Origin of the sequence: Kitasatospora sp. NPDC048545, from assembly GCF_040651155.1 — a bacterium.
GTDB lineage: Bacteria > Actinomycetota > Actinomycetes > Streptomycetales > Streptomycetaceae > Kitasatospora.
Map to the genome: position 1 here is coordinate 90113 of NZ_JBEZIQ010000001.1, position 20937 is coordinate 111049.

Genomic DNA, 20937 nt, shown 5'->3' on the forward strand with positions numbered 1-20937 from the left:
CGCGGCGGGGCCGTCCTGCGGGGCGGCCCTTCGCCGTGCTCCGGCACCGCCGTCGGGGCGCTGTGTCCTGCGCCACATTTTTTGGGATCGGAAGCCGTTCGAGGTACTGACACGTGCCGGTAACCGTGGCAACATCGATCCACCGGAAGGCCGGGTCGGTGGGACGGCCCGGTGTCCGGTCGCGTGACCTGCCCATCGTCGAGCAGGCCGCCTGCCATGTCTGGGGAGTGGCGCCGTGTCCAGGTTGTGGGGTGTTCGCCCGCGGTGGCGGACTGACGTTCTCGGTGACTTCTTCTGCCCGGGCTGCGGCGGGGACCGCAACTACCGCCGGCAGCACGGCCGGCGGTGGCTGCGGTTGCTGGGGACCCCGGTGCTCCCGCTCGGACCGGTGATCGGCAGCGTGCAGTGCACCAGCTGCCACGGCCGGTACGGAGTCGAGAGCCTGGAACAGCCGACCTGCGTGCGACTGGGCGGGATGCTGCGGGACGCGCAGTACACCATCGCGCTGACCCTGCTCGCGGCCGGCGGCACCGCCCACCGGGCGGCCCGCGAGGCGGCCTGCGCGGCGGTGCGCGAGGCCGGGTTCGAGGACTGCGGCGAGGCCCAGGTGCTGGCCGCGCTCGCGGCGCTGTCCGGACTCGGCGGCGAGCTCTACGAGGCCCACGAACTGGAGTCGCCCCCCGGCCGGAGGCTGGGGGACACCGGCGGCCTGGCCGTGGAACTGCACGCGGTGCTCGAACCGCTCACCCCCCACATCGCCCACCAGGGCCGCGAGCGGCTGCTGCTGCAGGGCGCGGCGATCGCCCTGGCCGACGGTCGGTACCTGCCGCAGGAGCGCGAGGCGCTGGCCACGGTCGGGCGCTGCCTGGACCTGCCGAAGGCCCGGGTCGGGGCGCTGCTGGAGGCGGCGACCCGGACCCCGTACAAGTAGCCCGCCCGGGCGCACGACGAGCCGCGAGCGCAGCGCCGACCCCGCGGGACACCGTCGACGGCCGTCGGCCACCGCCGGCCCCCGAGACACCGCCCACCCCCGAGACACCGTCGACCCCGGAGACACCGCCCACCCCCGAGACACCGTCGGCCCCCGGCCCCTGCGGCCACGTCACACCCCCTGACCGTCGACCCCGACCGTCGACCACCCGTGGACCATCTCCGAGATCCCCCACAAAAACGGGCCCGAACCCCCCTCCGGGCCCGCCGTGACCCGCACCGCAGTGGTCCTCCCCCACGGCCCCGGTGCGGGCAACACGGCTGTCCGCGGTTGTCCGTGGCTGGGGGACAATGGTCCCCATGAGTCTTTTCCGGGACGACGGCGTCGTGTTGCGGGCGCAGAAGCTCGGCGAGGCCGATCGGATCATCACCCTGCTGACCCGCCAGCACGGCAAGGTGCGGGCGGTGGCGCGCGGGGTGCGGAAGACCAAGTCCAAGTTCGGTGCCCGCCTGGAGCCGTTCTCGCACGTGGACGTGCAGTTCTTCAGCCGGGGGAGTGAGTTGGTCGGCCGCGGGTTGCCGCTCTGCACCCAGGTGGAGACCATCGCGCCGTACGGCGGGTCGATCGTCACCGACTACGGCCGCTACACCGCCGGCACGGCGATGCTGGAGACGGCCGAGCGCTTCGCCGAGAACGAGGGCGAGCCCGCCGTGCAGCAGTACCTGCTGCTGGTGGGCGGGCTGCGCACGCTGGCGGCGGGGCTGCACGAGTCGCACCTGGTGCTGGACGCCTTCCTGCTGCGGTCGCTCGCGGTGAACGGGTACGGCGCGAGCTTCACCGACTGTGCCAAGTGCGGCCTGGACGGGCCGAACCGTTTCTTCTCGCTCCAGGCGGGCGGGGTGCTCTGCGCGGACTGCCGTGTCCCCGGATGTGCCGTACCCTCCCCTGAGACACTGGTACTGCTCGGGGCGCTGTTGTCAGGGGACTGGCGGACGGCCGACGCCTGCGAGCCGCGGTACTGGCGGGAGGGCAGCGGCCTGGTCGCGGCCTATCTGCAGTGGCACCTGGAGCGGGGCATCCGCTCGATGAGATACGTGGAGAAGTGAGCACATGGCAGCGCGACGGCTCTTCGGCGGCGGCAAGCAGCGGGCGTACGCGCCCCCGACCCCGCACCCCAGCGGCGCACAGCCCCCGAAGATCCCCGGCGAGCTGGTCCCCGGCCACGTCGCCATCGTGATGGACGGCAACGGCCGATGGGCCAAGGAGCGCGGACTGCCGCGCACCGAGGGCCACAAGGTCGGCGAGTCCGTGGTGCTGGACGTCCTCGCCGGCGCCATCGAGCTCGGGGTCAAGAACATCTCGCTGTACGCCTTCTCCACCGAGAACTGGAAGCGCTCGCCCGACGAGGTGAAGTTCCTGATGAACTTCAACCGGGACGTCATCGCCCGCCGCCGCGAGGAGATGGGCGCGATGGGCGTGCGGATCCGCTGGGCCGGCCGGATGCCCAAGCTGTGGAAGAGCGTCGTCCAGGAGCTCCAGGTCGCCGAGGAGCACACCAAGGACAACGACGCCGTCACGCTCTACATGTGCGTCAACTACGGTGGCCGGGCCGAGCTCGCGGACGCGGCGCAGGGGATCGCCCGCGACGTCGCGGCCGGGAAGCTGGACCCGAAGAAGGTCAACGAGAAGACCCTCGCCAAGTACATGTACCACCCGGACATGCCGGACGTGGACCTCTTCCTGCGCCCCAGTGGGGAGCAGCGCACCTCCAACTTCCTGCTCTGGCAGTCGGCTTACGCCGAGTTCGTGTTCCAGGACGTGCTCTGGCCGGACTTCGACCGGCGCGACCTGTGGCGCGCCTGCGAGCAGTACGCGATGCGCGACCGGCGCTTCGGCGGGGCGATCCCGAACGAGCTGCCCGCCCCGCGGCCGTCCCGGCTCTGACGCCGACCGGACGGGCCGGCGCAGCCCCCGCGCACGACGAAGAGGACCCACCGGGCAGATCCCGGGGGGTCCTCTTCGTCGTGCGCGGGCCGCGAGCGGACGGCGTGCGGGGCTCAGGCCTTCTTGGCGCACTCCGCGCAGGTGCCGAAGATCTCCAGCGTGTGCGCGATGTCGCTGAAGCCGTGCTCGGCGGCGACGGAGTTCGCCCAGCGTTCCACCGCGGGGCCCTCCACCTCGACGGTGGCGCCGCAGTGCCGGCAGACCAGGTGGTGGTGGTGCCCGCTGCTGCACCGGCGGTAGACCGCCTCGCCGTCGGCGGTGCGCAGCACGTCCACCTCACCGGCGTCCGCGAGCGACTGCAGGGTGCGGTAGACCGTGGTCAGACCGACGGAGTCCCCGCGGTGCTTGAGCAGGTCGTGGAGCTCCTGCGCGCTGCGGAAGTCCGCGATCTCGTCCAGGGCCGCCGAGACGGCGGCACGCTGCCGGGTCGATCGGGCGCGCGGCGACGGGCCTGCGGTGGTCACCGTGGGTCCTCCTGGGGTCGTGGTCGTCTCGCACCTCATTGTGCCAGCCCGGCCCGCCCCTCAGGGGCGGTCGTGCCGGAGGAAGTGCGGTCCGGCGACTGGACCGGCAGTTCGACGTCGCAGACCTTCGGTCCCTGCTCGGTGTCGGCGCGGTGGCGCCGCCGGGCGAGCGGCGCGGCGAGCGCGCTGAACACCGCGAAGACCGCGATGGCGAGCAGCACGATGGCCGGGCCGGAGGGCACGTCGAGCTGGTACGAGCCGGTGACGCCGGCCAGCGAGACCACCACGCCGAGCGCGATCGAGGCGGCCTGGGTGGCGGCGAAGGAACGGGTGAGCTGCTGGGCGGCGACCACCGGGACCACCATCAGGGCGCTGACCAGCAGCAGTCCGACCACCCGCATGGCGACGGTGACGGTGACCGCGGCCATCACGGCCAGCAGCAGGTTGAGGGTGCGCACCGGCAGGCCGGTCACCCGGGCGAAGTCCTCGTCCTGGCAGATCGCGAAGAGCTGGCGGCGCAGGCCGACGGTGACCGCGATGACCACCGCGCCGAGCACCGCGATGGCGGCCAGGTCGGCGGGGGCGACGGTGAGGATCGAGCCCCACAGGTAGCTCTCCAGCGAGCCGGCGCCGGCCTCGGCGGAGAGCGAGACGAGCAGCTTGCCGCAGGCCATGCCGCCGTAGAAGAGCATCGCGAGGGCGATGTCGCCGCGCTGGTTGCCGCGCGAGCGGACCAGCTCCATGGTGACGGCGCCGAGCACGCAGACCAGCACGGCCATCCAGACCGGGCTGGTCTGGAAGATGAAGCCGAGGCCGACGCCGGTCATCGCGACGTGGCCCATGCCGTCGCCCATCAGGGCCTGGCGGCGCTGCACCAGGTAGATGCCGACGGCGGGGGCGGTGATCCCGACCAGGACGGCGGCGAGCAGGGCGCGCTGCATGAAGTCGTAGGACAGCATCTCGGTCATGCGAGCAGCCTCGGCGGGGTCAGGTCGGCGTGCGGGTGGACGTGGTCGTGGCCGGGCAGCGCGTGCAGGCCGGTATTGGGCACGGGCGGGCCGTCGTGGGCGACGCAGCCGTCCCGCAGGACGACGGCGCGGTCGATCAGCGGCTCCAGCGGCCCGAGTTCGTGCAGGACGAGGAGGACGGCGGCGCCGCGGCCGACCTCGGTGCGCAGGGTTTCGGCGAGCACCTGCTGGCTGGCGGAGTCCACGCCGGCCATCGGCTCGTCCATGATCAGCAGGTCGGGGGAGCCGACCAGGGCGCGGGCGATCAGCACCCGCTGCTGCTGGCCGCCGGACAGGTCGGCCACGCCGTCCCCGGCCCGCTCCAGCATGCCGACGGCGGCCAGCGCGCGGTCCACCGCCTCGCGGTCCTTGCGGCGGAACGGCAGCAGCCGGTGCTGGGGCAGCCGGCCGGTGGAGACGACCTCGCGCACGGTGGCCGGGACGCCGGAGGCGGCGGTGGTGCGCTGCGGGACGTACCCGATGCGGTGCCAGGCGCGGAAGGAGCCGTACGGGGCGCCGAACAGCTCCAGGGTGCCGTGCTCCAGGGGGACGGAGCCGATCACGGTCTTGACGGTGGTCGACTTGCCGGAGCCGTTGGCGCCCAGCAGGGCGACGACCTCGCCGGGCCGGACGGTGAGGTCGACGCCGCGCAGCACCGGTCGGCCGCCGCGGGAGGCGACGGCGTCACGGAGGCGGACGGCCGGGGGTATCGCGTGGGTCATGGTGTTCGCGTCCCGTCAGCTGGTGGCGGCAGGGGTGGTGGCGTCCTGGCCGGCCGGGCTTGCGGCCGGGCTTGCGGCCGGGGTGGCGTCCGGGGTGCTGCTCGCGGCCGGGGTGTCCGGCGCGGCCGGGGCGTCGGTGCCGGTCGTGGTGCCGGTGCCGGTCGTGGCGCCGAGGGCGGCCCGGAGGTTGGCCAGGTTCTGCTTCATGACGGTGAGGTAGTCGTCCTTGGAGGGGTCCTTGACGCCCTCCAGCGGGTCCAGGACGGCGGTCTTGAGGCCGAGGTCCTTGGCGACGGTGTCGGCGAGCTTGGGGCTGACCAGGGTCTCGAAGAAGATCGTGGTGACGCCGTTGTCCTTGGCGGCCTTCTGCACGGCGGCGAGGCGGGCCGGGGTGGGCTCGGACTCCGGGTCGACGCCGTTGATGGCGACCTGGGTGAGGCCGTAGTGGTCGGCGAGGTAGCCGAAGGCGGCGTGGCTGGTGACGAAGGTCCTGGTCCGGGTGTCCTTCAGTCCGGTCCGGAAGTCCTGGTCGAGCGCGGTGAGCGAGGTGACCAGCGCGTCGGTGTTCTTCCGGTAGTCCTCGGCGTGGGTCGGGTCAGCCTTGGCGAACTCGTCGCCGACGCTCCTGGCGATCGCCGCGTAGCGGGTCGGGTCGAGCCAGATGTGCGGGTCGCCGACCGGGCCCTCGTGCTTGTGGCCGCCGGCCGCCTCGCCCTCGTCGAGGTGGTGGTCGACCAGCGGGCTGGCGGCGGTGGCGTCGATCCGGTGCTTGCTGGAGGACTGCGCGACGGCCTGGTCGACGGTGGGCTGCAGGCCCTTGAGGTAGATGATCGCGTCGGCCTTCTGGACGGCGCCGACCTGCTTGGCGGTGAGCTCCAGGTCGTGCGGCTCGATGCCGGCGGCGGTGAGGTCGGTGACCGTGACGTGCTCCTGGCCGATCTGCCGGGCGAGGAACTCCATCGGGTAGAAGGACGCGACGACCTTGAGCTTGCCGTTGCCGCTGTCGGCACTGCTGCTGCCTCCGCAGGCGGTGAGGACGAGGGAGGAGACGAGGGCGGTGGCGGCGAGGGCTATGGAGCTGCGGGTACGTCGTCCGATCATCATGACAATCATTCTCATCTCAGATGGAAATGATTGTCAACTCACTCGGACGGGTGAACGGCAGGTGGCGAAGAGTGGGGGCGGCCGGACGATACCGATTTGAATCACGTACCCATATGGCCGGTAACCTGAGGTATTCGGGTACGCGCAACCAGCCGTGCCCTGACCGTGCCGTACGTACTGAAGAGAGCACTGTGGCCGCCGACAAGATCGACACGATCGTCAGCCTGAGCAAGCGCCGTGGCTTCGTCTACCCCTGCAGCGAGATCTACGGCGGCACGCGTGCCGCCTGGGACTACGGGCCGCTGGGTGTCGAGCTCAAGGAGAACATCAAGCGCCAGTGGTGGCGCGCGATGGTCCAGGCCCGTGAGGACGTCGTCGGACTCGACTCGTCGGTGATCCTCGCCCGCGAGGTCTGGGAGGCCTCCGGCCACGTCGCCACCTTCAACGACCCGCTGACCGAGTGCCTCTCCTGCCACAAGCGCCACCGGGCCGACCACCTGGAGGAGAAGTACGAGGCCAAGCACGGCTTCCCGCCGCCGAACGGCCTCAAGGACGTCAACTGCCCCGACTGCGGCACCAAGGGCCAGTTCACCGAGCCCAAGGACTTCTCGGGCATGCTGAAGACCCACCTCGGTGTCACCGAGGAGGCCAGCGGCCTGGCGTTCCTGCGCCCCGAGACCGCCCAGGGCATCTTCACCAACTTCAAGGCCGTCCAGACCACGTCGCGCAAGAAGCCGCCGTTCGGCATCGCCCAGACCGGCAAGAGCTTCCGCAACGAGATCACCCCCGGCAACTTCATCTTCCGGACCCGCGAGTTCGAGCAGATGGAGATGGAGTTCTTCGTCAAGCCCGGCGAGGACGAGCAGTGGCACGAGTACTGGCTGCAGCAGCGCTGGGACTGGTACGTCGGCCTCGGCCTGCGCACCGAGAACATGCGCTTCTTCGAGCACCCGAAGGAGAAGCTCTCCCACTACGCCAAGCGCACGGTGGACATCGAGTACCGCTTCAACTTCGGTGGCAGTGAGTTCTCCGAGCTGGAGGGCGTCGCCAACCGCACCGACTACGACCTGCGGGTGCACAGCGAGGCGTCCGGCCAGGACCTGAAGTACTTCGACCAGGAGTCCGGCGAGCGCTACTTCCCGTACGTCATCGAGCCGGCGGCCGGCCTCAACCGCGCCATGCTGGCCTTCCTGATCGACGCCTACTTCGAGGACGAGGCGCCGAACGCCAAGGGCGTCATGGAGAAGCGCGTCGGCATGCGGCTCGACCCGCGCCTGGCCCCGGTCAAGGTCGCCGTCCTGCCGCTGTCGCGCAACGCCGACCTCTCGCCGAAGGCCCGCGGCCTCGCCGCCGACCTGCGCACCGCGTGGAACGTCGAGTTCGACGACGCCGGCGCGATCGGCAAGCGCTACCGCCGCCAGGACGAGATCGGCACGCCGTTCTGCGTCACCGTCGACTTCGACACCCTCGAGGACAACGCGGTGACCGTCCGCGACCGCGACACCATGTCGCAGGAGCGCGTCTCGCTGGACCAGGTCAAGGCGTACCTCGGTGCGCGCCTGATCGGCTGCTAGGTCGGGTCCTCCCGCCGGGGAGCCCCCGTCCACCCCGAACCGGGGCGGGCGGGGGCTCCTGCATCTGCTCCACGCACCGGGCGTCGGCTGCTGCCTAGCGCCGTCCCCAGCGGGAGCGCGGCGCCGCGGGCGGGGCGGTCGGCAGGCCGGCCGCGCGGAGGGCGGCGAGGGTGGTGCGGTGGCGGGGGCCGTCGGCGAGCAGCGCGCCCAGCAGCTGCCCGTACAGGTCCCGGCTGCCGGTGCCGTCCAACGCGGCTGCCAGGCGCACGAGTTCGACGGGCGGTCGGAGCGCCGCCAGCGCGTGCAGCAGGTCGGTGGCGAGCGCGGGCGGCAGCTCGGTGGCGAGCGAGGCGAGGTCGGCGGTGGGGCGGCCGACGGCCTGGCGCAGCAGGGTCCGGACGTCGCCGAGCCGGCCGTGCTGCTGGAGGCAGGCGGCGAGGGAGGTCAGTTCGGGCGTCGGTGCCGAGCCCCACTCCCACAGGAGCGTCGCGCTGTCGGCGTTCTGCCCGGCCCGCTCCAGTGCCGAGAGCAGCCCGGGGACGGAGGCGGCGGGGTAGGCCCAGAAGGCGTGGAACAGCGCGGCGGCCTCCTCGGCCAGGCCCAGTTCGCGCAGCTCCGCCAGGACGGCGACGGCGTGTTCGGGCGTGGATCGCGCGGCGCCGCGGGCGAGGTGGAGGGAGGCGCCGGTCGGGCCGTACCGGGCGAGCATGCCGACCAGCAGCGCGGCGTCGGCGGCGTCGAGGCGGGTGGCGGCCTGGTCGAGCAGCTCCGCGGCCTCGGTGAGGGCGCCGGTGCGGTGGAGGGTGGTGATCCGCTCGGTGAGGGCGCCGATGTCGGGGCGGGCGGGGGGCGGCGGGGCCTTCGGGGCTGCGGGTTCCGGTTCGGGCCCGGGATCCGGAGGCTGCCAGCGGTACTGCGGTGGTTCCTGTTCCTGCTGCTGCCGGTGTCTGAGCCGGGTCTCCAACGCCTCCAGCTGGTCGCTGAGTCGGAGACACCGGGCGCCCAGCCCCTCGCGGAGGGTGCGGGCCTGGGCGAGCTGCCGCAGCAGGTCGCCGTCCGGCCGCTGCCGCCCCGGGCTGGCCCGGATCGCCTCGTTCAGTCGCCGTTCACGCTGGCTCGCATAGCGGCTCGCGCGGAGTAACTCGTCCAGCTCTGCGCGGAGTTCGGCGGCTTGTTGCTCGCCCTCCAGCTGCTGGCCTGCGGATTGTGCCGTCGGCCGCATGCGCATGATCGCCCCAACCTGTCCATCCAGACCCTGACTGCAGGACATCCTGACGTCGGTATGTGGCTGGGGAGTTAAGAGCGCACGACCAGTCGTGCCCGAGTGGTGTCAAGGAGCGCGCAGACGGCGGTCGCGGCAAGAAGTGCGCCGGTCGCGCTCCGCAGCAGGGTCGCCTCGTAGTACGGCCCCGGGAGGAGGACGGCGACGACGTAACCGACCGCCGCGGCGGCGACGGCGGGAAGCAGGAGGCGTACGGTGTCCCGCCGGGCGGCCGCGCCGATCACCACCAGGCCCGCCAGTGCGGCGAGTCGGGGCGTGGCGAAGGTCTGCGCGTAGCGGATCGCCAGGGCGGGCACGAGGAAGAGCGCCAGCGCCCGGCCGATGGTCGCCGCGAGCGTGGCGACGTACGGGCCGGTCGGTGAGGTCGCGGAGCGGCGGAACAGGTGGGTCGCGGTGAGGACCGCCGACGCGGCCGCGGCGGGGAGGAGGTGGGCGCCGAGCCGGGCCAGGTTGTAGAGCAGCGCGGTGTCGTACAGCACCAGCATCAACTGGCCGTACGCCCACAGGTCGAGCGCGAAGAGGAACGGATTGCGGGGAGGGCTCCCGACCGCGGGTTCGCGCCGGGCCAGCCAGTTGATCAGCGGCGGCGTGACGACGGCCGAGAGCACGCGCAGCACCAGGTCGTCCACGGTGTACGGGTTCCGCAGGTCCCACTCGATCGCGCAGAACGCCACCGTGTACGAGACGGCGGCCGAGACCACCACCGTCCCGTTCAGCAGCGGCGCGACCGTGCTCACGCGGCCAGCCGCGCCCGCGCCTCCATCAGCGCGAAGCCCAGCAGGTTCAGCCCGCGCCACTCGTCGGGCCGCTGCGCCCGGATGTCGTCCGCCGCGAGCCCGATGCCCCAGATCCGGTCCACCGGGCTGGCCTCGACCAGCACCCGCCTGCCGGTGCCCAGCAGGTATGCGCGCAGCGTCTCGTCCTGTCCGAACTTCGCGACGTTGCCCGCCACGACCAGCTCGAAGCGGCCGGCCACCCAGGTCTCGTCGTCGAAGTCCTCGACCAGTCGGCCCAGCTTCTTCGCCTCGGCGGGCGTCCGGGCCGCCAGGATCTGCCGTTCGATGGCCTCGTCCCCGAACATCCGGGCCTTGCCGGCCATCATCCAGTGCTCGGCGGACGCGTACGTCACCCCGTTGACGGTGAACTCGCCGGGCCACCACTGGCTCAGGCACTCCTGCCGGGTGCCGCCACCGCCGTTGCGGGCGGTGTGCCCCCAGAACATCACCCACTTCGGGTGCACCCCGCCGGCCGTCAGTGCGGCCAGTTCCTCGCGGCTCCGGACGGCGGCGGGGTCCCCCACGTGCATCTCGCTCATATCGTCATAGTGACACAAAGGGTCGGGGGGTAGCGACCCGGTTGCGGCGCACCACCTCGGGGGCGCGCCCGTACGCCGAGGGGGTGCGCCCGCACGCCGAGGGTGGTGCGCTGGCACGCCTGGGGTGGCACGCCCGCACGCCGATGCCGTCAGCCCGCCGCGGCGAGCTCCAGGAAGCGCAGCCCGACCTCCGTCACCTCGTCCGCCGTCCACTCCCGCGCCGGTCCGGCGAGGCGGACCTCGGCCATGGCGAGGCCGGGGGCGGCGTCCGACCAGTGCGGGACGAACCAGATGCCCTCCTGCTCGGCGAGCGCGAGGTGCGCGGCGTTGAGGGCCCTCGCCGGGTGCGGGAGCCAGAGCTGGAAGTCGTGGGTCGGCGGGACGTCCGGGTACACGCGGGCTCCGGGGAGTGCGGCCAGGGCCGGGACGAGGGTCGCGGCGTGGCGGGTGTGGCCGGCGACGCGTGGGAGGACGGTGTCCAGGCCGTCGAGGGCGGCGAGGGCGGCCGGCCACTGCTGGGAGAGTTGGCCGCCGTAGCGGTGGCGCCAGGTGCGGGCGTGGGCGGTGAGAGCGGCGTCCCCGGCGAGCGCCGCTCCGCTGATGCCGCCGAGGTCCTTGTAGTAGGAGACGTAGACGCTGTCGGCGAGGGCGGCGATCTCGTCCAGTGGCCTGCCGAAGTGGACCGTGGTGTTCCAGAGGCGCGCGCCGTCGAAGTGCACCCGGGCGCCGGTCTCGCGGGCCGCCGCGACGAGTTCGGTCAGTTCGTCCCAGGTGGGGAGGAGGAACCCCGGGTCGCGCAGCGGAAGTTCGACGGTCAGGGTGCCGAAGGGTTCGCCGAGCGCGGCGAGTTCCTTCGGCGTGGGCTGGCGCAGCTCGGTGGTGGGCCAGAGGCCGCGCAGACCGGTGAGCTGGGTGTAGGCGTGGCGTTCGTGCCGCTCGATGTGGCTGAGCGGGTGGAGGACGACGGCCGGGTTGCCGGTGCGTTCGGCGTGGTGGCGGAGCGCGACCTGCTGGGCCATGGTCCCGGTGGGGAAGAAGACCGCGTCCTCCTTGCCCAGCAGCGCCGCGGTCCGCTCCTCCAGCTCGCGCACCGGGCCGTCGCTGCCGTAGAAGTCGGGGAGGCCGTCCAGGCCGTCCAGGGCGGCGAGCCGGGCGAGGCGCTCGCGGATGCTGAGGGCGCGGTCGCCGGAGAGGAACCGCTTGCAGGACATGCGGGCCGCGCGCCGCCGGTGGAGCTCGCTCTGGTCATCGGTCATCCGGTGATTGTCGGACCGGTGGCCGGAGCGGACCAACTGCTTTTCCCGCAGGTCGTCGGCGCCGGACCGTCGTGGCCCCGTCCGCCTGCTCGCCGGCCCCGCCGGCGGCGGGCTCCGCACCTTCGACGAGTCCTTCGGGGTCGGCTGGTTCATGCCTGCCGAGACCGGCGGCCTCCCGATGGTCCCGGCATCCGCGGGTGCCTCACCGACTGGCGCAGCGGCGGCATCCCCGCGGTCCGTTTTCAGGTCACCGGTCGGCGGTGAGCTTGCCGGCGACGCCCCAGTTCTCCGCCTGGTACTCCTGGATCCAGACGTACACGCTCTTGGCGGGGACCTCCAGTGCCTCCACGAAGGCCTCGGTGACCTTCCGGACCGGCTCGCGCTTCTGCTCGACCGCACCGGGGCGGAGTGGAGTTCGACGTGGACGTCGGGGGCCCGGCGCTGGTAGGTGTCCAGGATCAGGTCGAGCCGGTCGCCGAGTCCGGTGACCGTACCGAGTCGGAGCACGGCGGGGGCGGCCAGGTCGGCGGCGAGGGCACGGGCGGCGTCCCCGGCGGTCAGGACGTTCCTGGCGGCGGGCAGGAAACGTTCGCCGGCCGGGGTCAGCCGGACGTGCCGGGGCGAGCGGTCGAACAGCTCGACCTTCAACTCCCGTTCCAGACGCCGGACCTGCTGGCTGACGGCGGGCTGGCCGAGCAGCAGCTTCTCGGCGGCCCGGCCGAAGTGCAGTTCCTCGGCCACGGCGACGAAGCAGCGCAGCTGCCGTAGCTCCATGCGGTCCCCCTGCTCGATCTGCCGACGGGCCCATGGTCGCAGGCCCGGAGACGGTCCCCGCTGCCGGGAGGAGGCGGCCCGGGCGGGCCCGGCGCCGTCCCCGCCCGGGACCGTCCCCGTCGGGTCCCCCCTGGCGGATCCGGCCCCGCGCAGTCGGCGGATCCGGCCGTGAGCGTGCGGAAAAGCAGTGGCCGTCCGTCCGGCGGCCCTGTCACGATCCGGGGGTGACCACGTTGTTCCTGATGGTCGGCCTGCCGGGGGCCGGAAAGACCACGAGGGCCCGGCAGCTCGCCGAGGAGTGCGGCGCGCTGCGGCTGACGCCCGACGACTGGATGATTCCCCTGTTCGGTGTGGCGGAGGCGGACGGGAAGCGGGACGTGCTGGAGGGCCGCATGCTCTGGCTCGCCCTGGAGGCGGTCAGGCTGGGCACCGACGTCGTGGTGGACTACGGCTGTTGGTCGCGGGACGAGCGCTCGGCGATCCGTTGGCTGGTGGAGGCCGAGGGCGCGTGCTTGCGCATGCTCTACCTGCCGGTGGACGACGAGACCCAGCGCGCCCGGATCGCCCGTCGCTGGGCGACCACCCCCGAGGAGACGTTCCCGATGACCGAGGCGGACATCCTGCTCGGGCGGGCGCACTTCGAGGAGCCCGACGCGGCGGAACTGGAAGGACTCGGGCCCGTGGCCGGCCCGCCGCCGGGCTGGGCGGACTGGCGGGCGTGGGCCGCCGGGCGGTGGCCGTCGTTCGCCTGACGGTCGCGGTCCTCGGCCTTCGGTGGTGGGGTCAGGGTCGGGCCGCGAGCAGCTCCGTGACCAGCCGGACGGCCTCCGGGACCTCGACGTGGTCGTCCGGGGCGGCTCCGTAGTGGCCGCCGGTGGGCGTCACGACGGCGGTCGCGCCGAGGCCCCGGACGAAGAGGCGGACGTGCTCGGCCGGGTCGGGCTGGTTGACCGGGTCGTCCATGGCCTGGAGGATCCGGAACCCCCGGGCCGAGCGGCGGATGCGCTCCCAGTCGAACTCGTCCTCGAAGAAGGAGGCGAGCGCCTCGTACCCGACGGGGTGGGCGGAGGCCGACACCAGCAGCACGCCCGCGAACACCCCGTTCGCCTCGGGGTCGTGCTGCTCCAGGAAGCGCAGCACGTTGACCCCGCCGATGCTGTGTCCGACCAGGACGGTGGACTCGGCCGGGCCCGCGGCGAGCGCGGCTTCGCCGTAGGCCTCGCGCCACGGCTGCAGGCGCGGGGCCCCGGTCTCCGGCAGCCGTGGCACGGTGACCCGGTGCCCGGCCTTCGCCAACTGCTCGGTGAGGTAAGGGAACCAGACGCTGTCGTCGCTCGCGCCGTAGCCGTGCGCCACCACGATCTCGCTCATGGTCGATTCACTCCCCTGAATTAAAACGATCCGTAGCGTTTCGATTAGAAGGTAGCACGCTGCTAGCGTGAGGAGGTGCCTTCCGGAGAAAACCCCAGCGGAGAAGCCCGCGGTCGCCGCACCGGCGGCCGGATCCGCAGCCAGGACGCCCACGACGCCGTTCTGACCGCCGCGATCGAACTCGTCGAGGACCTCGGCTACCGGGCCGTCACCATCGAACGCGTGGCCGCCCGCGCCGACGTCGCCAAGAGCACCGTCTACCGCTGGTGGAAGTCGAAGGCGGTCCTCGTCATGGACGCCTACCGGGCCGCCGTCGAGCAGCGGATGCCCGAGCCCGACACCGGCTCGCTCGCCGACGACCTGACCGCCTTCGCCACCGCCCTGTACGGCGTCACCGCGCACCCCGTCCGGGTCCGCACGCTGCGCGGCCTCATGGCGGAGGCCCAGCTGGACCCGGCGTTCGCCGAGCCCTTCCGGGAGTGGGTGGAGACCCGGCGCGCCGTCGTGCTCGCCCTGCTCGCCCGCGGCGTCCGGCGCGGCGAACTCCCCGCCGGCGCCGACCTCCAGGCCGCCACCGACCACTTCTTCGGCCTCTTCTGGTACCGCCTGCTGGTCGAGCACCAGCCCCTGGAGCCCGCCCTGGCCGCCGCCCACGTCGATCAGCTGCTGAACGGCCTCCTCGGACGGCCCGGGGCGCCGCGATCCGGAGCGGGCGGACCCGGGGGCCGGTAGTACGCCTCGATCGGGGCGCGGGCCTCCTCGGGCAGTGCGGGGCCGTCCTGCGGCACCACCGGCCAGGCGCCCGACTGCGGGTTGAGGGAGACGAGTTGCTCCGTCGACAGGGCGTGGACGACGCGGCCGAGGCCGGAGCGGACGATGCCGCCGTGGCACATCCCGCACGGCTGGCAGCTGGTGTACAGCGTGGTCCCGGCGGCCGTGGCCGGGTCGAGTTCGCGGGCCGCCCAGCGGGCGAGCTTCAGCTCCGGGTGGGCGGTGATGTCATTGTCGCGCCGCACGGTGTTGTGGGCCTCGGCGAGGATCTCGCCGTCCGGGCCGGCCAGCAGGGATCCGTACGGGGCGTCGCCCAGGGTGACCGCGTGGGCGGCGATGGCGAGCGCCCGGCGCAGCAGGGTCTCGTCGGCTTCGGTGATCACGTGGTCTCCGCCTTCCACTGGCTGGTCACGGTGGTGAGGTCCCGCCAGGCCGTCTGCGGTCGGCGGGTCTCCTCGGGGTCCCCGTGGTAGGGGTCGAACACGACGGTCTCGGCGCCGAGGTCGCGCAACTGCCGCAGGTCGCCGATGACTTGGTCGACACTGCCCACCCCGGCCGGACGCTCGGGGTCCTCGACCGGGGCGTCGGTCAGCCGCAGGGCGATGCGGGGGGCGAAGCCCGGCACCGGGTGTTCGGCCAGTACCGACCGCATCCGGGCCAGGGGTAGCCGCAGGGGGTGCCAGGCGTCGCCGAACCGGACCGCGCGTCGCAGCGCCGCCTCGCTGTGGCCGCCGACCCAGACCGGCACGGACCCGCCGTGCTGCTGCCAGGTCTCCCGCAGGGCGCCCAGGTACTCGTCGGTCAGCCGGCCGCGTGCGCCGAACGGCACGCCGAGCGCGTCGAACTCCTGGCGGGCCCAGCCGACCCCCACCCCGAGGACGAACCGGCCGCCGCTGAGCCGGTCGAGGGTGCCGGCCATGCGCGCCACCAGCAGCGGGTTGCGGTACGGCAGGACGAGCACGGTCGTACCCAGGCGCAGGCCGGTGGTGGTCCCGGCCAGCCAGGACAGGGTGGTGAACGGCTCGTGGAACGGTTCCGGGTACCGCACGGCCACGTCCGGGGTGACCGCCACGTGGTCCGACACCATGAGAAGGTCGAAGCCGAGGCCCTCCACGGTGCGGGCCCATTCGCGCAGTACGCCGGGATCGGTGCCCGGGCCGAAGTTCGGGACGTTGACGCCAAGTTGCATGCTTCGAGGCTATCCCCGTGATCATGGGGGAAGGAACGGACTCCTCCCGGTCATGGCCGCCCGCGGCCGTGGTTCTCCCGGTAGATTCGCCGGATGGCCGTGAATCTTGACGAGACCGACTGGGCGATCATCGAGCAGCTCCAGCGCGAGGCCCGGATCTCCCTCAGCGAACTGGGCCGGCGGGTCAGCCTCAGCGCCTCCGCGACCACCGAACGGGTGCGGAACCTGGAGTCGCTGGGCGTCATCACCGGCTACCACGCCTCGGTGGACCTGGCGAAGGTCGGCTACCCCGTCCTCGCCGTCGTCCGGCTGAAGTACCCGGGCAACCGGCACGAGCCGCTGCGGCGGCTGCTCGCCGAGCGGCGGGAGATCCTGGAGTGCCTGCGCACCACCGGCGACGACTGCTACACGCTGAAGGTCGCGGCGACCTCGATGGAACACCTGGAGACCCTGGTCGACGAGCTGGCCGGTTTCGGCAGCACCACCACCAGCGTCGTCTACCGCCCGACACTGCCCCTGCGCGGGCCCGCCCGGCCCTGACCGCGGGTGCCCGGAACCGGGTGCGGAGACGGACGCGGGTGCGGGTGCGGGTGCGGGTGCAGGCGCGGTGGCCGGGAACGGGGTGCGGGTGCGGGTGCGACGGAAAGCTCCCTCGAACGGGGGAGGTCGTCCACGAACCGGCCGACCAGACTGGCGGTCGTGACCAGGGAGGCCCTACTCCCCACGAATCCAGAGGAGTTGACCCATGCGTCAGCGGATCCGCCGCACGGCCCTCGCGCTCTCGGCCGCGCTCGTCGTCGGCGCCGGAGTCCTGGCGGCACCCGCCGCCTCGGCCGCCGACCGGCCCGACCCGGTGCGGCAGGGGCTGGACGCGCTGGTGCGGGCGGACGGCGTGCCCGCCGCGCTCGCGACCGTCCGGGACCGGGACGGCCGCGTCCGCCACTTCACCGCAGGGGTGGGGGACGTGGCCACCGGGGCGAAGGCTCCGGTCGACGGGCAGGTGCGGATCGGCAGCAACACCAAGACCTTCACCGCCGTCGTCGTGCTGCAACTGGTGGGGGAGGGGAAGGTCGACCTCGACGCCCCGGTCGACACCTACCTCCCCGGCCTGGTCCGCGGCGAGGGCATCGACGGGCGGAGCATCACCGTCCGCCAACTCCTCCAGCACACCAGCGGGCTGGCCGACTATGAGGGGGCGCTCGACGAAGCCTCGCTCCGGGAGCGGTACTTCGAGCCGCGCGAGCTCCTGGACCTCGCCCTCGGCCAGAAGCCGGTCTCCGCCCCGGGGGAGAAGTTCGGCTACAGCAGCACCAACTACGTGCTCGCCGGCCTGATCGTCCAGAAGGTCACCGGACGGCCGATCGGCGAGGAGATCGACCGCCGCGTCGTCCGGCGCATCGGGCTGCGGCACACCTACTTCCCCGCCGCGGGCGACCGCACCATCCGCGAGCCCCACCCGCACGGCTACCGCAGGGACACCGCCGACGGGCCGCTGCAGGACTTCACGGAGATGGACCCCTCGGCGGGCTGGGCGGCCGGGCAGATGATCTCCACGGGCTCCGACCTCAACCGCTTCTACTCCGCGCTGCTCGCCGGCCGTCTCCTCCCGCCGGCCCAACTCGCCCGGATGCGCACCACCGTCCCGGTCGGGGACACCGGCATGGGCGCAGGCCTGGGGATCTTCAGCCGGCCGCTGTCCTGCGGCGGGGTCTACTGGGGGCACGGCGGCGACATCCCGGGGTACGAGACCCGGGGCGGTGCCACCGACGACGGCCGCGCCGTCACCGTGGCGGTGACCACCGTCCCGGCCGACGACGCCGTCACCCGGCACGTCGAGGACGTCGTGGACACGGCGCTGTGCCGCTGAACCGGACGGCACCCAGGGCGCCGGGCGCCGGGCCCCGGGCCCCGCACCCGGAGCCGGCCCTGCCCGTACGGCCCGCCCGGCGCTCAGGCGCCGGTGCCCCGGGCTCCGGCCGGTTCGGCCTTCGCGCGCTCCGTGATCATGGTCAGCACGCGGCCCGCGACGGTCAGGTCCTCGGCCGGAATGCCGGCGTACAGCCGGTCGGTGATCCCGGAGGTCTCGGCGGTGGTGCGCCCGTACAGCCCGCGCCCGGCGTCCGTGAGCCGCAGCCGGGAGGAGTTTGAGGATCGCGCAGGAGTCGAGGTAGATCAACGGTCCTTCTCCTCCCGCATGGCGTGCGGGGCGTCGGAGGCCGAGCCGAGTCGGGTGCCGATGTCGGGCAACGCCCAGTCGGAGAGGCCGCGCGCGGTGGCGGCGTCCTCCGGGTCGAGGGTGCCGTCGCGAACGAGGTCCTCCAAGGCCCGCTGTTTCGGGATCGGGTGGCGCGAGGACGGCGATCAACCGTCCGTTGCGGGTGATCTCCACGCGCTCGCCGGCCGCTACCCGGTCGATCAACTCGCTGGCGTGTTGCTGGAGCCGGCGGATGGGAACTCTGGTCGTCACACGACTCACGGCAGAGCTGATCGTGCGGCGACCACGAGGAGTGTGCGTCGGTTTCACGCGAACGAGTGCCGCCCCGCGCCGGGTGCGGCGGGAACGCCGACGGCCCCGCGATCGACGTGCGATCGCGGGGCCGTCCGCCGCCGCCCGGGGCCCGGAGACCCGGGGGTCAGCCGATGGAGCGGGGGAGCCGGGTGGTCAGGTAGAGGATGGTGAACGAGCCGACGAGCTGGATGCCGAGGCAGAGGGCCAGCGCGCGGCCCATGCCGAGGCTGGGGGAGAGCGACAGGTACAGGGTGCCGAGGGTGGCGACGCCGAGGGCGAGGCTGGACTGCTGGCCGGTGGCGAGGACGCCGCTGCCGACGCCGGCCCGGGCGGCGGGCACCTTGGAGAGGACGACCCGGAACAGCGGGGTGCCGATCAGGCCCTGTCCGATGCCGGCGAGGGCGACGCCCGGGGCCATCCGCAGCGGGGAGAAGTGCGCCCAGTCGGCGAGGACGGTCACGGCGAGGGTGGCGAGGCCGGCGGCCTGGATGACGGCGCCGGCGCTGAGCACCCGGCTGCCCCAGCGGCCGATCAGGCGCGGGCCGGCGAGCGAGGCGCTGAAGTAGCCGACGGCCATCGGGACGAGCGCCCAGCCGGCCGCGACCGGGCCGAGCTTCAGGCCCTGCTGGAGGGCGACCGCGATGACGAACATGAAGCCGCCGAAGCCCGCGAAGTAGGGGAGTGCGATGCCGAGGCCGTGCCGCATCTCCGGGATGCCCAGCAGGGTCGGCGGCACCAGCGGGGTGTCCCCGCGCCGCTCGGCTCGCCGCTCGACCAGGGCGAAGGAGACGGCGAGGACGGGGAACAGGCCGAGCAGCACCCAGGACCAGAGCGGCCAGCCGGCGGCCCGGCCCTCCATCAGCGGGATGAGCAGGGCGAGCAGGGTGGCGGTGAGCAGGACGGTGCCGGGCACGTCGACCCGGGCGGCCCGGGCGGCCTTGCTCTCGGGGACGTAGCGGACCGCGAGCACCACGGCGAGCAGCGCGAACGGCACGTTGAGGAGGAACACCGAACGCCAGCCGGTGCCGAACAGGTCGGCGGCGACCAGCATCCCGCCGAGCACCTGCCCGATCACCACGGAGATTCCGCCGACCGCGCCGTACACGCTGAGCGCGCGGCCGCGCCGGGCGCCGTCGGTGGCGGCGGTGATGGTGCCGAGCACCTGCGGGATGAGCAGCGCGGCCGAGGCGCCCTGGGCGCCCCGGGCGGCGACCAGGGACCACGCGTCGGGAGCGAGGCCGCAGGCCAGCGAGGTGAGGGCGAAGGCGGCGGCGCCGACGACGAAGAGCCGGCGGCGGCCGAAGATGTCGCCGAGGCGGCCACCGAGGACGAGCAGGACGGCGAAGGCGATGCCGTAGCCGGCGGCGACCAGTTCGAGGACGGCGGGCCCGGCGGCCAGGTCCTTGTCGATGGTGGGCAGGGCGACGTTGACGATGAAGAAGTCGAGCATCGGCAGGAAGGCCCCGAGCAGGACGGTGACCAGCCCGGCGGTGCCGAGGGCCGGGGTTCCGGGGGCGGGGGTGCCCGGCGAGGGGGTGCGGCGGGCCGCGGTGCCGGGGGTGGTGGCGGTGCGGTGCGGGGTGGGGGCGACGGCGAGTTGTTGGGTCACGGGTCATACGATCCGCCGCTCCGTACCCTGGTACCAGAGTGTGGTTATCCAGGTATAAGAAGTACCTGGCAACAGGCTGCCGGGTGCCGCATGCTGGGGAGCATGAGTCTGATGACCCCCGCCGCGCAAGCCCGTACGACCCCGGCCCGGCCGGCCGGGACCGCTACGGCAGGTCCGCACCCGGGCGCCCCGGCCACCCCGGTCGCCCGGGGCGGCTCGGTGACCCCCGGTGACGCCCGCCGGCACGAGCTGGCCGCGTTCCTGCGCAGCCGCCGCGAGCGGATCGCGCCCGAGCAGGTGGGCCTGCCGCTGACCGGCCGCCGCCGTACGCCGGGGCTGCGCCGGGAGGAGGTCGCGCAGCTCGCCGCGGTCGGGGTGACCTGGTACACGTGGCTGGAGCAGGGACGGGACATCCAGGTGTCCGCCCAGGTGCTGGACGCGGTGTCCCGGGCGCTGCTGCTGGACCCGAGCGAGCGCGCGCACCTGTTCACCCTGGCCGGCGCGGACGATCCGGCGCCGGTGCGGGAGTGCCCCTCCGTGACCCCGAGCGTGCGGCAGGTGCTGGAGCAGATGGCGCCGTACCCGGCCCTGGTGGTCAACTCCCGTTACGACGTGCTGGCGTACAACGCGCAGTACACCGGGATCGTCGGCGACCTCGCCGCGATGCCGCCGGAGGACCGGAACCTGATGTGGATGGCGTTCACGCCCTCGCGGTTCCGCGAGGTGCTGGTCGACTACCGCACCGAACGCCTCGGGATGGTGGCGCGGTTCCGCTCGGCGATGGCCGACCACAGCTCGGAGCCGGCCTGGAAGGCGCTGCTGGCCCGGGTGCTCAAGGCCTCGCCGGACTTCGCGGAGCTCTGGCAGCGGCACGACGTGATGCGGCCGGGCAACGGCATCAAGCGCTTCCAGGTGCCCGGTGTCGGGCTGTTGAGCTGCGAGTACACCAACTTCTGGCTCAGTCCCGGGCTGGGCACCCGGATGATCACCTACACCCCGCTGGACGACGGGACCCGCGCACTGATGGACCGGCTGCCGACGGCGGCCTGAGCCGA

The 20937-nt window shown here is 73.3% G+C and carries 22 protein-coding genes and 4 pseudogenes; 9 read left to right on the top strand and 17 right to left on the bottom strand.

What is annotated here, in order from left to right:
* The first annotated feature begins 235 nt into the window (after nt 1-235).
* The 3 genes from AB0D10_RS00400 to AB0D10_RS00410 all read left to right on the top strand — a co-directional run bounded on the left by AB0D10_RS00400 (nt 236) and on the right by AB0D10_RS00410 (nt 2875).
* Complete coding sequence (locus AB0D10_RS00400) at nt 236-931, top strand: TerB family tellurite resistance protein (protein ID WP_360248749.1); 696 nt, start codon at nt 236-238, stop codon at nt 929-931.
* 359 nt (nt 932-1290) lie between these two features.
* A complete protein-coding gene (recO, locus tag AB0D10_RS00405) occupies nt 1291-2037 on the top strand; it encodes a DNA repair protein RecO (RefSeq protein WP_360248752.1) in 747 nt (248 codons plus the stop codon).
* Between the two features lie 4 nt (nt 2038-2041).
* On the top strand, nt 2042-2875 hold the full coding sequence (locus tag AB0D10_RS00410) for an isoprenyl transferase (RefSeq protein ID WP_360248755.1): 834 nt from the start codon (nt 2042-2044) through the stop codon (nt 2873-2875).
* 113 nt (nt 2876-2988) lie between these two features.
* Here AB0D10_RS00410 and AB0D10_RS00415 read toward each other — a convergent pair whose 3' ends face one another.
* From AB0D10_RS00415 to AB0D10_RS00430, 4 genes are read right to left on the bottom strand one after another with little or no spacing between them, the layout of a single operon-like run.
* Nucleotides 2989-3399, bottom strand: coding sequence for a Fur family transcriptional regulator (locus AB0D10_RS00415; RefSeq protein WP_189918013.1), 411 nt, complete (start codon nt 3397-3399; stop codon nt 2989-2991).
* Nucleotides 3400-3434: 35 nt separating this feature from the next.
* Nucleotides 3435-4367 (bottom strand): metal ABC transporter permease, encoded by a 933-nt coding sequence (locus tag AB0D10_RS00420; protein WP_360248758.1) that lies wholly within the window; start codon nt 4365-4367, stop codon nt 3435-3437.
* Complete coding sequence (locus AB0D10_RS00425) at nt 4364-5128, bottom strand: metal ABC transporter ATP-binding protein (RefSeq protein ID WP_360248761.1); 765 nt, start codon at nt 5126-5128, stop codon at nt 4364-4366. The genes AB0D10_RS00420 and AB0D10_RS00425 overlap by 4 nt, the downstream gene beginning before the upstream one ends.
* A gap of 15 nt (nt 5129-5143) precedes the next feature.
* The gene (locus AB0D10_RS00430) at nt 5144-6232 is read right to left on the bottom strand and encodes a metal ABC transporter substrate-binding protein (protein ID WP_360248764.1); all 1089 of its coding nucleotides are present in this window, start codon (nt 6230-6232) and stop codon (nt 5144-5146) included.
* Between the two features lie 191 nt (nt 6233-6423).
* Here AB0D10_RS00430 and AB0D10_RS00435 point away from each other — a divergent pair, with 191 nt between their 5' ends.
* The gene (locus tag AB0D10_RS00435) at nt 6424-7806 is read left to right on the top strand and encodes a glycine--tRNA ligase (RefSeq protein WP_030233601.1); all 1383 of its coding nucleotides are present in this window, start codon (nt 6424-6426) and stop codon (nt 7804-7806) included.
* Nucleotides 7807-7900: 94 nt separating this feature from the next.
* Here the strand turns inward: AB0D10_RS00435 and AB0D10_RS00440 are convergent, their stop codons facing one another.
* The 6 genes and pseudogenes from AB0D10_RS00440 to AB0D10_RS00465 all read right to left on the bottom strand — a co-directional run.
* Nucleotides 7901-9034 (bottom strand): hypothetical protein, encoded by a 1134-nt coding sequence (locus tag AB0D10_RS00440; protein ID WP_360248767.1) that lies wholly within the window; start codon nt 9032-9034, stop codon nt 7901-7903.
* A gap of 68 nt (nt 9035-9102) precedes the next feature.
* The gene (locus tag AB0D10_RS00445; protein ID WP_360248770.1) at nt 9103-9825 is read right to left on the bottom strand and encodes a hypothetical protein; all 723 of its coding nucleotides are present in this window, start codon (nt 9823-9825) and stop codon (nt 9103-9105) included.
* The gene (locus tag AB0D10_RS00450) at nt 9822-10403 is read right to left on the bottom strand and encodes an NADAR family protein (RefSeq protein WP_360248773.1); all 582 of its coding nucleotides are present in this window, start codon (nt 10401-10403) and stop codon (nt 9822-9824) included. The genes AB0D10_RS00445 and AB0D10_RS00450 overlap by 4 nt, the downstream gene beginning before the upstream one ends.
* A 149-nt stretch (nt 10404-10552) precedes the next feature.
* Nucleotides 10553-11659: a beta-eliminating lyase-related protein gene (locus AB0D10_RS00455; protein ID WP_360249706.1), complete on the bottom strand. Its 1107-nt coding sequence runs from the start codon at nt 11657-11659 to the stop codon at nt 10553-10555.
* 247 nt (nt 11660-11906) lie between these two features.
* Nucleotides 11907-12041: pseudogene (locus AB0D10_RS00460) on the bottom strand (tautomerase family protein); the annotation flags it as partial.
* Between the two features lie 266 nt (nt 12042-12307).
* Nucleotides 12308-12433, bottom strand: a pseudogene (locus tag AB0D10_RS00465) (LysR family transcriptional regulator); the annotation flags it as partial.
* A 224-nt stretch (nt 12434-12657) separates the two neighbouring features.
* Between AB0D10_RS00465 and AB0D10_RS00470 the strand changes: the two are divergent.
* A complete protein-coding gene (locus AB0D10_RS00470) occupies nt 12658-13185 on the top strand; it encodes an ATP-binding protein (RefSeq protein ID WP_360248776.1) in 528 nt (175 codons plus the stop codon).
* 31 nt (nt 13186-13216) lie between these two features.
* Here the strand turns inward: AB0D10_RS00470 and AB0D10_RS00475 are convergent, their stop codons facing one another.
* Nucleotides 13217-13804 carry an alpha/beta fold hydrolase gene (locus tag AB0D10_RS00475; RefSeq protein WP_360248779.1) on the bottom strand — a complete coding sequence of 196 codons (588 nt, stop codon included), beginning with the start codon at nt 13802-13804 and terminating at the stop codon, nt 13217-13219.
* A gap of 75 nt (nt 13805-13879) precedes the next feature.
* On the opposite strand from AB0D10_RS00475, the gene AB0D10_RS00480 reads away from it, so the two are divergent.
* A complete protein-coding gene (locus AB0D10_RS00480; protein WP_360248782.1) occupies nt 13880-14536 on the top strand; it encodes a TetR/AcrR family transcriptional regulator in 657 nt (218 codons plus the stop codon).
* Here AB0D10_RS00480 and AB0D10_RS00485 read toward each other — a convergent pair.
* Nucleotides 14464-14958 (bottom strand): nucleoside deaminase, encoded by a 495-nt coding sequence (locus tag AB0D10_RS00485; protein WP_360248785.1) that lies wholly within the window; start codon nt 14956-14958, stop codon nt 14464-14466. The two genes, AB0D10_RS00480 and AB0D10_RS00485, sit on opposite strands and share 73 nt — an antisense overlap.
* Entirely contained in the window at nt 14955-15764 is an 810-nt protein-coding gene (locus tag AB0D10_RS00490) for an LLM class flavin-dependent oxidoreductase (RefSeq protein ID WP_360248788.1), read from the bottom strand. The genes AB0D10_RS00485 and AB0D10_RS00490 overlap by 4 nt, the downstream gene beginning before the upstream one ends.
* A gap of 93 nt (nt 15765-15857) precedes the next feature.
* Between AB0D10_RS00490 and AB0D10_RS00495 the strand changes: the two genes are divergently transcribed.
* Together AB0D10_RS00495 and AB0D10_RS00500 are read left to right on the top strand one after the other, a co-directional pair.
* The gene (locus AB0D10_RS00495; RefSeq protein ID WP_360248791.1) at nt 15858-16304 is read left to right on the top strand and encodes an Lrp/AsnC family transcriptional regulator; all 447 of its coding nucleotides are present in this window, start codon (nt 15858-15860) and stop codon (nt 16302-16304) included.
* Between the two features lie 205 nt (nt 16305-16509).
* Nucleotides 16510-17631, top strand: a complete 1122-nt coding sequence (locus AB0D10_RS00500; RefSeq protein ID WP_360248794.1) for a serine hydrolase domain-containing protein — start codon at nt 16510-16512, stop codon at nt 17629-17631.
* Between the two features lie 83 nt (nt 17632-17714).
* On the opposite strand, the pseudogene AB0D10_RS00505 reads toward AB0D10_RS00500, so the two are convergent.
* The 4 genes and pseudogenes from AB0D10_RS00505 to AB0D10_RS00520 form a co-directional block, all read right to left on the bottom strand.
* Nucleotides 17715-17903: pseudogene (locus AB0D10_RS00505) on the bottom strand (MarR family transcriptional regulator); the annotation flags it as partial.
* A 33-nt stretch (nt 17904-17936) separates the two neighbouring features.
* A complete protein-coding gene (locus tag AB0D10_RS00510; protein ID WP_360248797.1) occupies nt 17937-18086 on the bottom strand; it encodes a hypothetical protein in 150 nt (49 codons plus the stop codon).
* Nucleotides 18087-18126: 40 nt separating this feature from the next.
* A pseudogene (locus AB0D10_RS00515) lies at nt 18127-18288 on the bottom strand (type II toxin-antitoxin system prevent-host-death family antitoxin); the annotation flags it as partial.
* 109 nt (nt 18289-18397) lie between these two features.
* Nucleotides 18398-19882, bottom strand: coding sequence for an MFS transporter (locus AB0D10_RS00520; RefSeq protein WP_360248800.1), 1485 nt, complete (start codon nt 19880-19882; stop codon nt 18398-18400).
* Between the two features lie 102 nt (nt 19883-19984).
* On the opposite strand from AB0D10_RS00520, the gene AB0D10_RS00525 reads away from it, so the two are divergent.
* Entirely contained in the window at nt 19985-20932 is a 948-nt protein-coding gene (locus tag AB0D10_RS00525; RefSeq protein ID WP_360248803.1) for a helix-turn-helix transcriptional regulator, read from the top strand.
* The last annotated feature ends 5 nt before the right edge of the window (nt 20933-20937 follow it).

Excerpts from the sequence above, each read along its gene's own strand:
- recO (WP_360248752.1), top strand. The coding sequence starts at position 1,291 with ATGAGTCTTTTCCGGGACGACGGCGTCGTGTTGCGGGCGCAGAAGCTC.
- AB0D10_RS00410 (WP_360248755.1), top strand. The coding sequence starts at position 2,042 with ATGGCAGCGCGACGGCTCTTCGGCGGCGGCAAGCAGCGGGCGTACGCG.
- AB0D10_RS00420 (WP_360248758.1), bottom strand. The coding sequence starts at position 4,367 with ATGACCGAGATGCTGTCCTACGACTTCATGCAGCGCGCCCTGCTCGCC.
- AB0D10_RS00425 (WP_360248761.1), bottom strand. The coding sequence starts at position 5,128 with ATGACCCACGCGATACCCCCGGCCGTCCGCCTCCGTGACGCCGTCGCC.
- AB0D10_RS00430 (WP_360248764.1), bottom strand. The coding sequence starts at position 6,232 with ATGATGATCGGACGACGTACCCGCAGCTCCATAGCCCTCGCCGCCACC.
- AB0D10_RS00440 (WP_360248767.1), bottom strand. The coding sequence starts at position 9,034 with ATGCGCATGCGGCCGACGGCACAATCCGCAGGCCAGCAGCTGGAGGGC.
- AB0D10_RS00450 (WP_360248773.1), bottom strand. The coding sequence starts at position 10,403 with ATGAGCGAGATGCACGTGGGGGACCCCGCCGCCGTCCGGAGCCGCGAG.
- AB0D10_RS00455 (WP_360249706.1), bottom strand. The coding sequence starts at position 11,659 with ATGACCGATGACCAGAGCGAGCTCCACCGGCGGCGCGCGGCCCGCATG.
- AB0D10_RS00475 (WP_360248779.1), bottom strand. The coding sequence starts at position 13,804 with ATGAGCGAGATCGTGGTGGCGCACGGCTACGGCGCGAGCGACGACAGC.
- AB0D10_RS00490 (WP_360248788.1), bottom strand. The coding sequence starts at position 15,764 with ATGCAACTTGGCGTCAACGTCCCGAACTTCGGCCCGGGCACCGATCCC.
- AB0D10_RS00495 (WP_360248791.1), top strand. The coding sequence starts at position 15,858 with ATGGCCGTGAATCTTGACGAGACCGACTGGGCGATCATCGAGCAGCTC.
- AB0D10_RS00500 (WP_360248794.1), top strand. The coding sequence starts at position 16,510 with ATGCGTCAGCGGATCCGCCGCACGGCCCTCGCGCTCTCGGCCGCGCTC.
- AB0D10_RS00525 (WP_360248803.1), top strand. The coding sequence starts at position 19,985 with ATGAGTCTGATGACCCCCGCCGCGCAAGCCCGTACGACCCCGGCCCGG.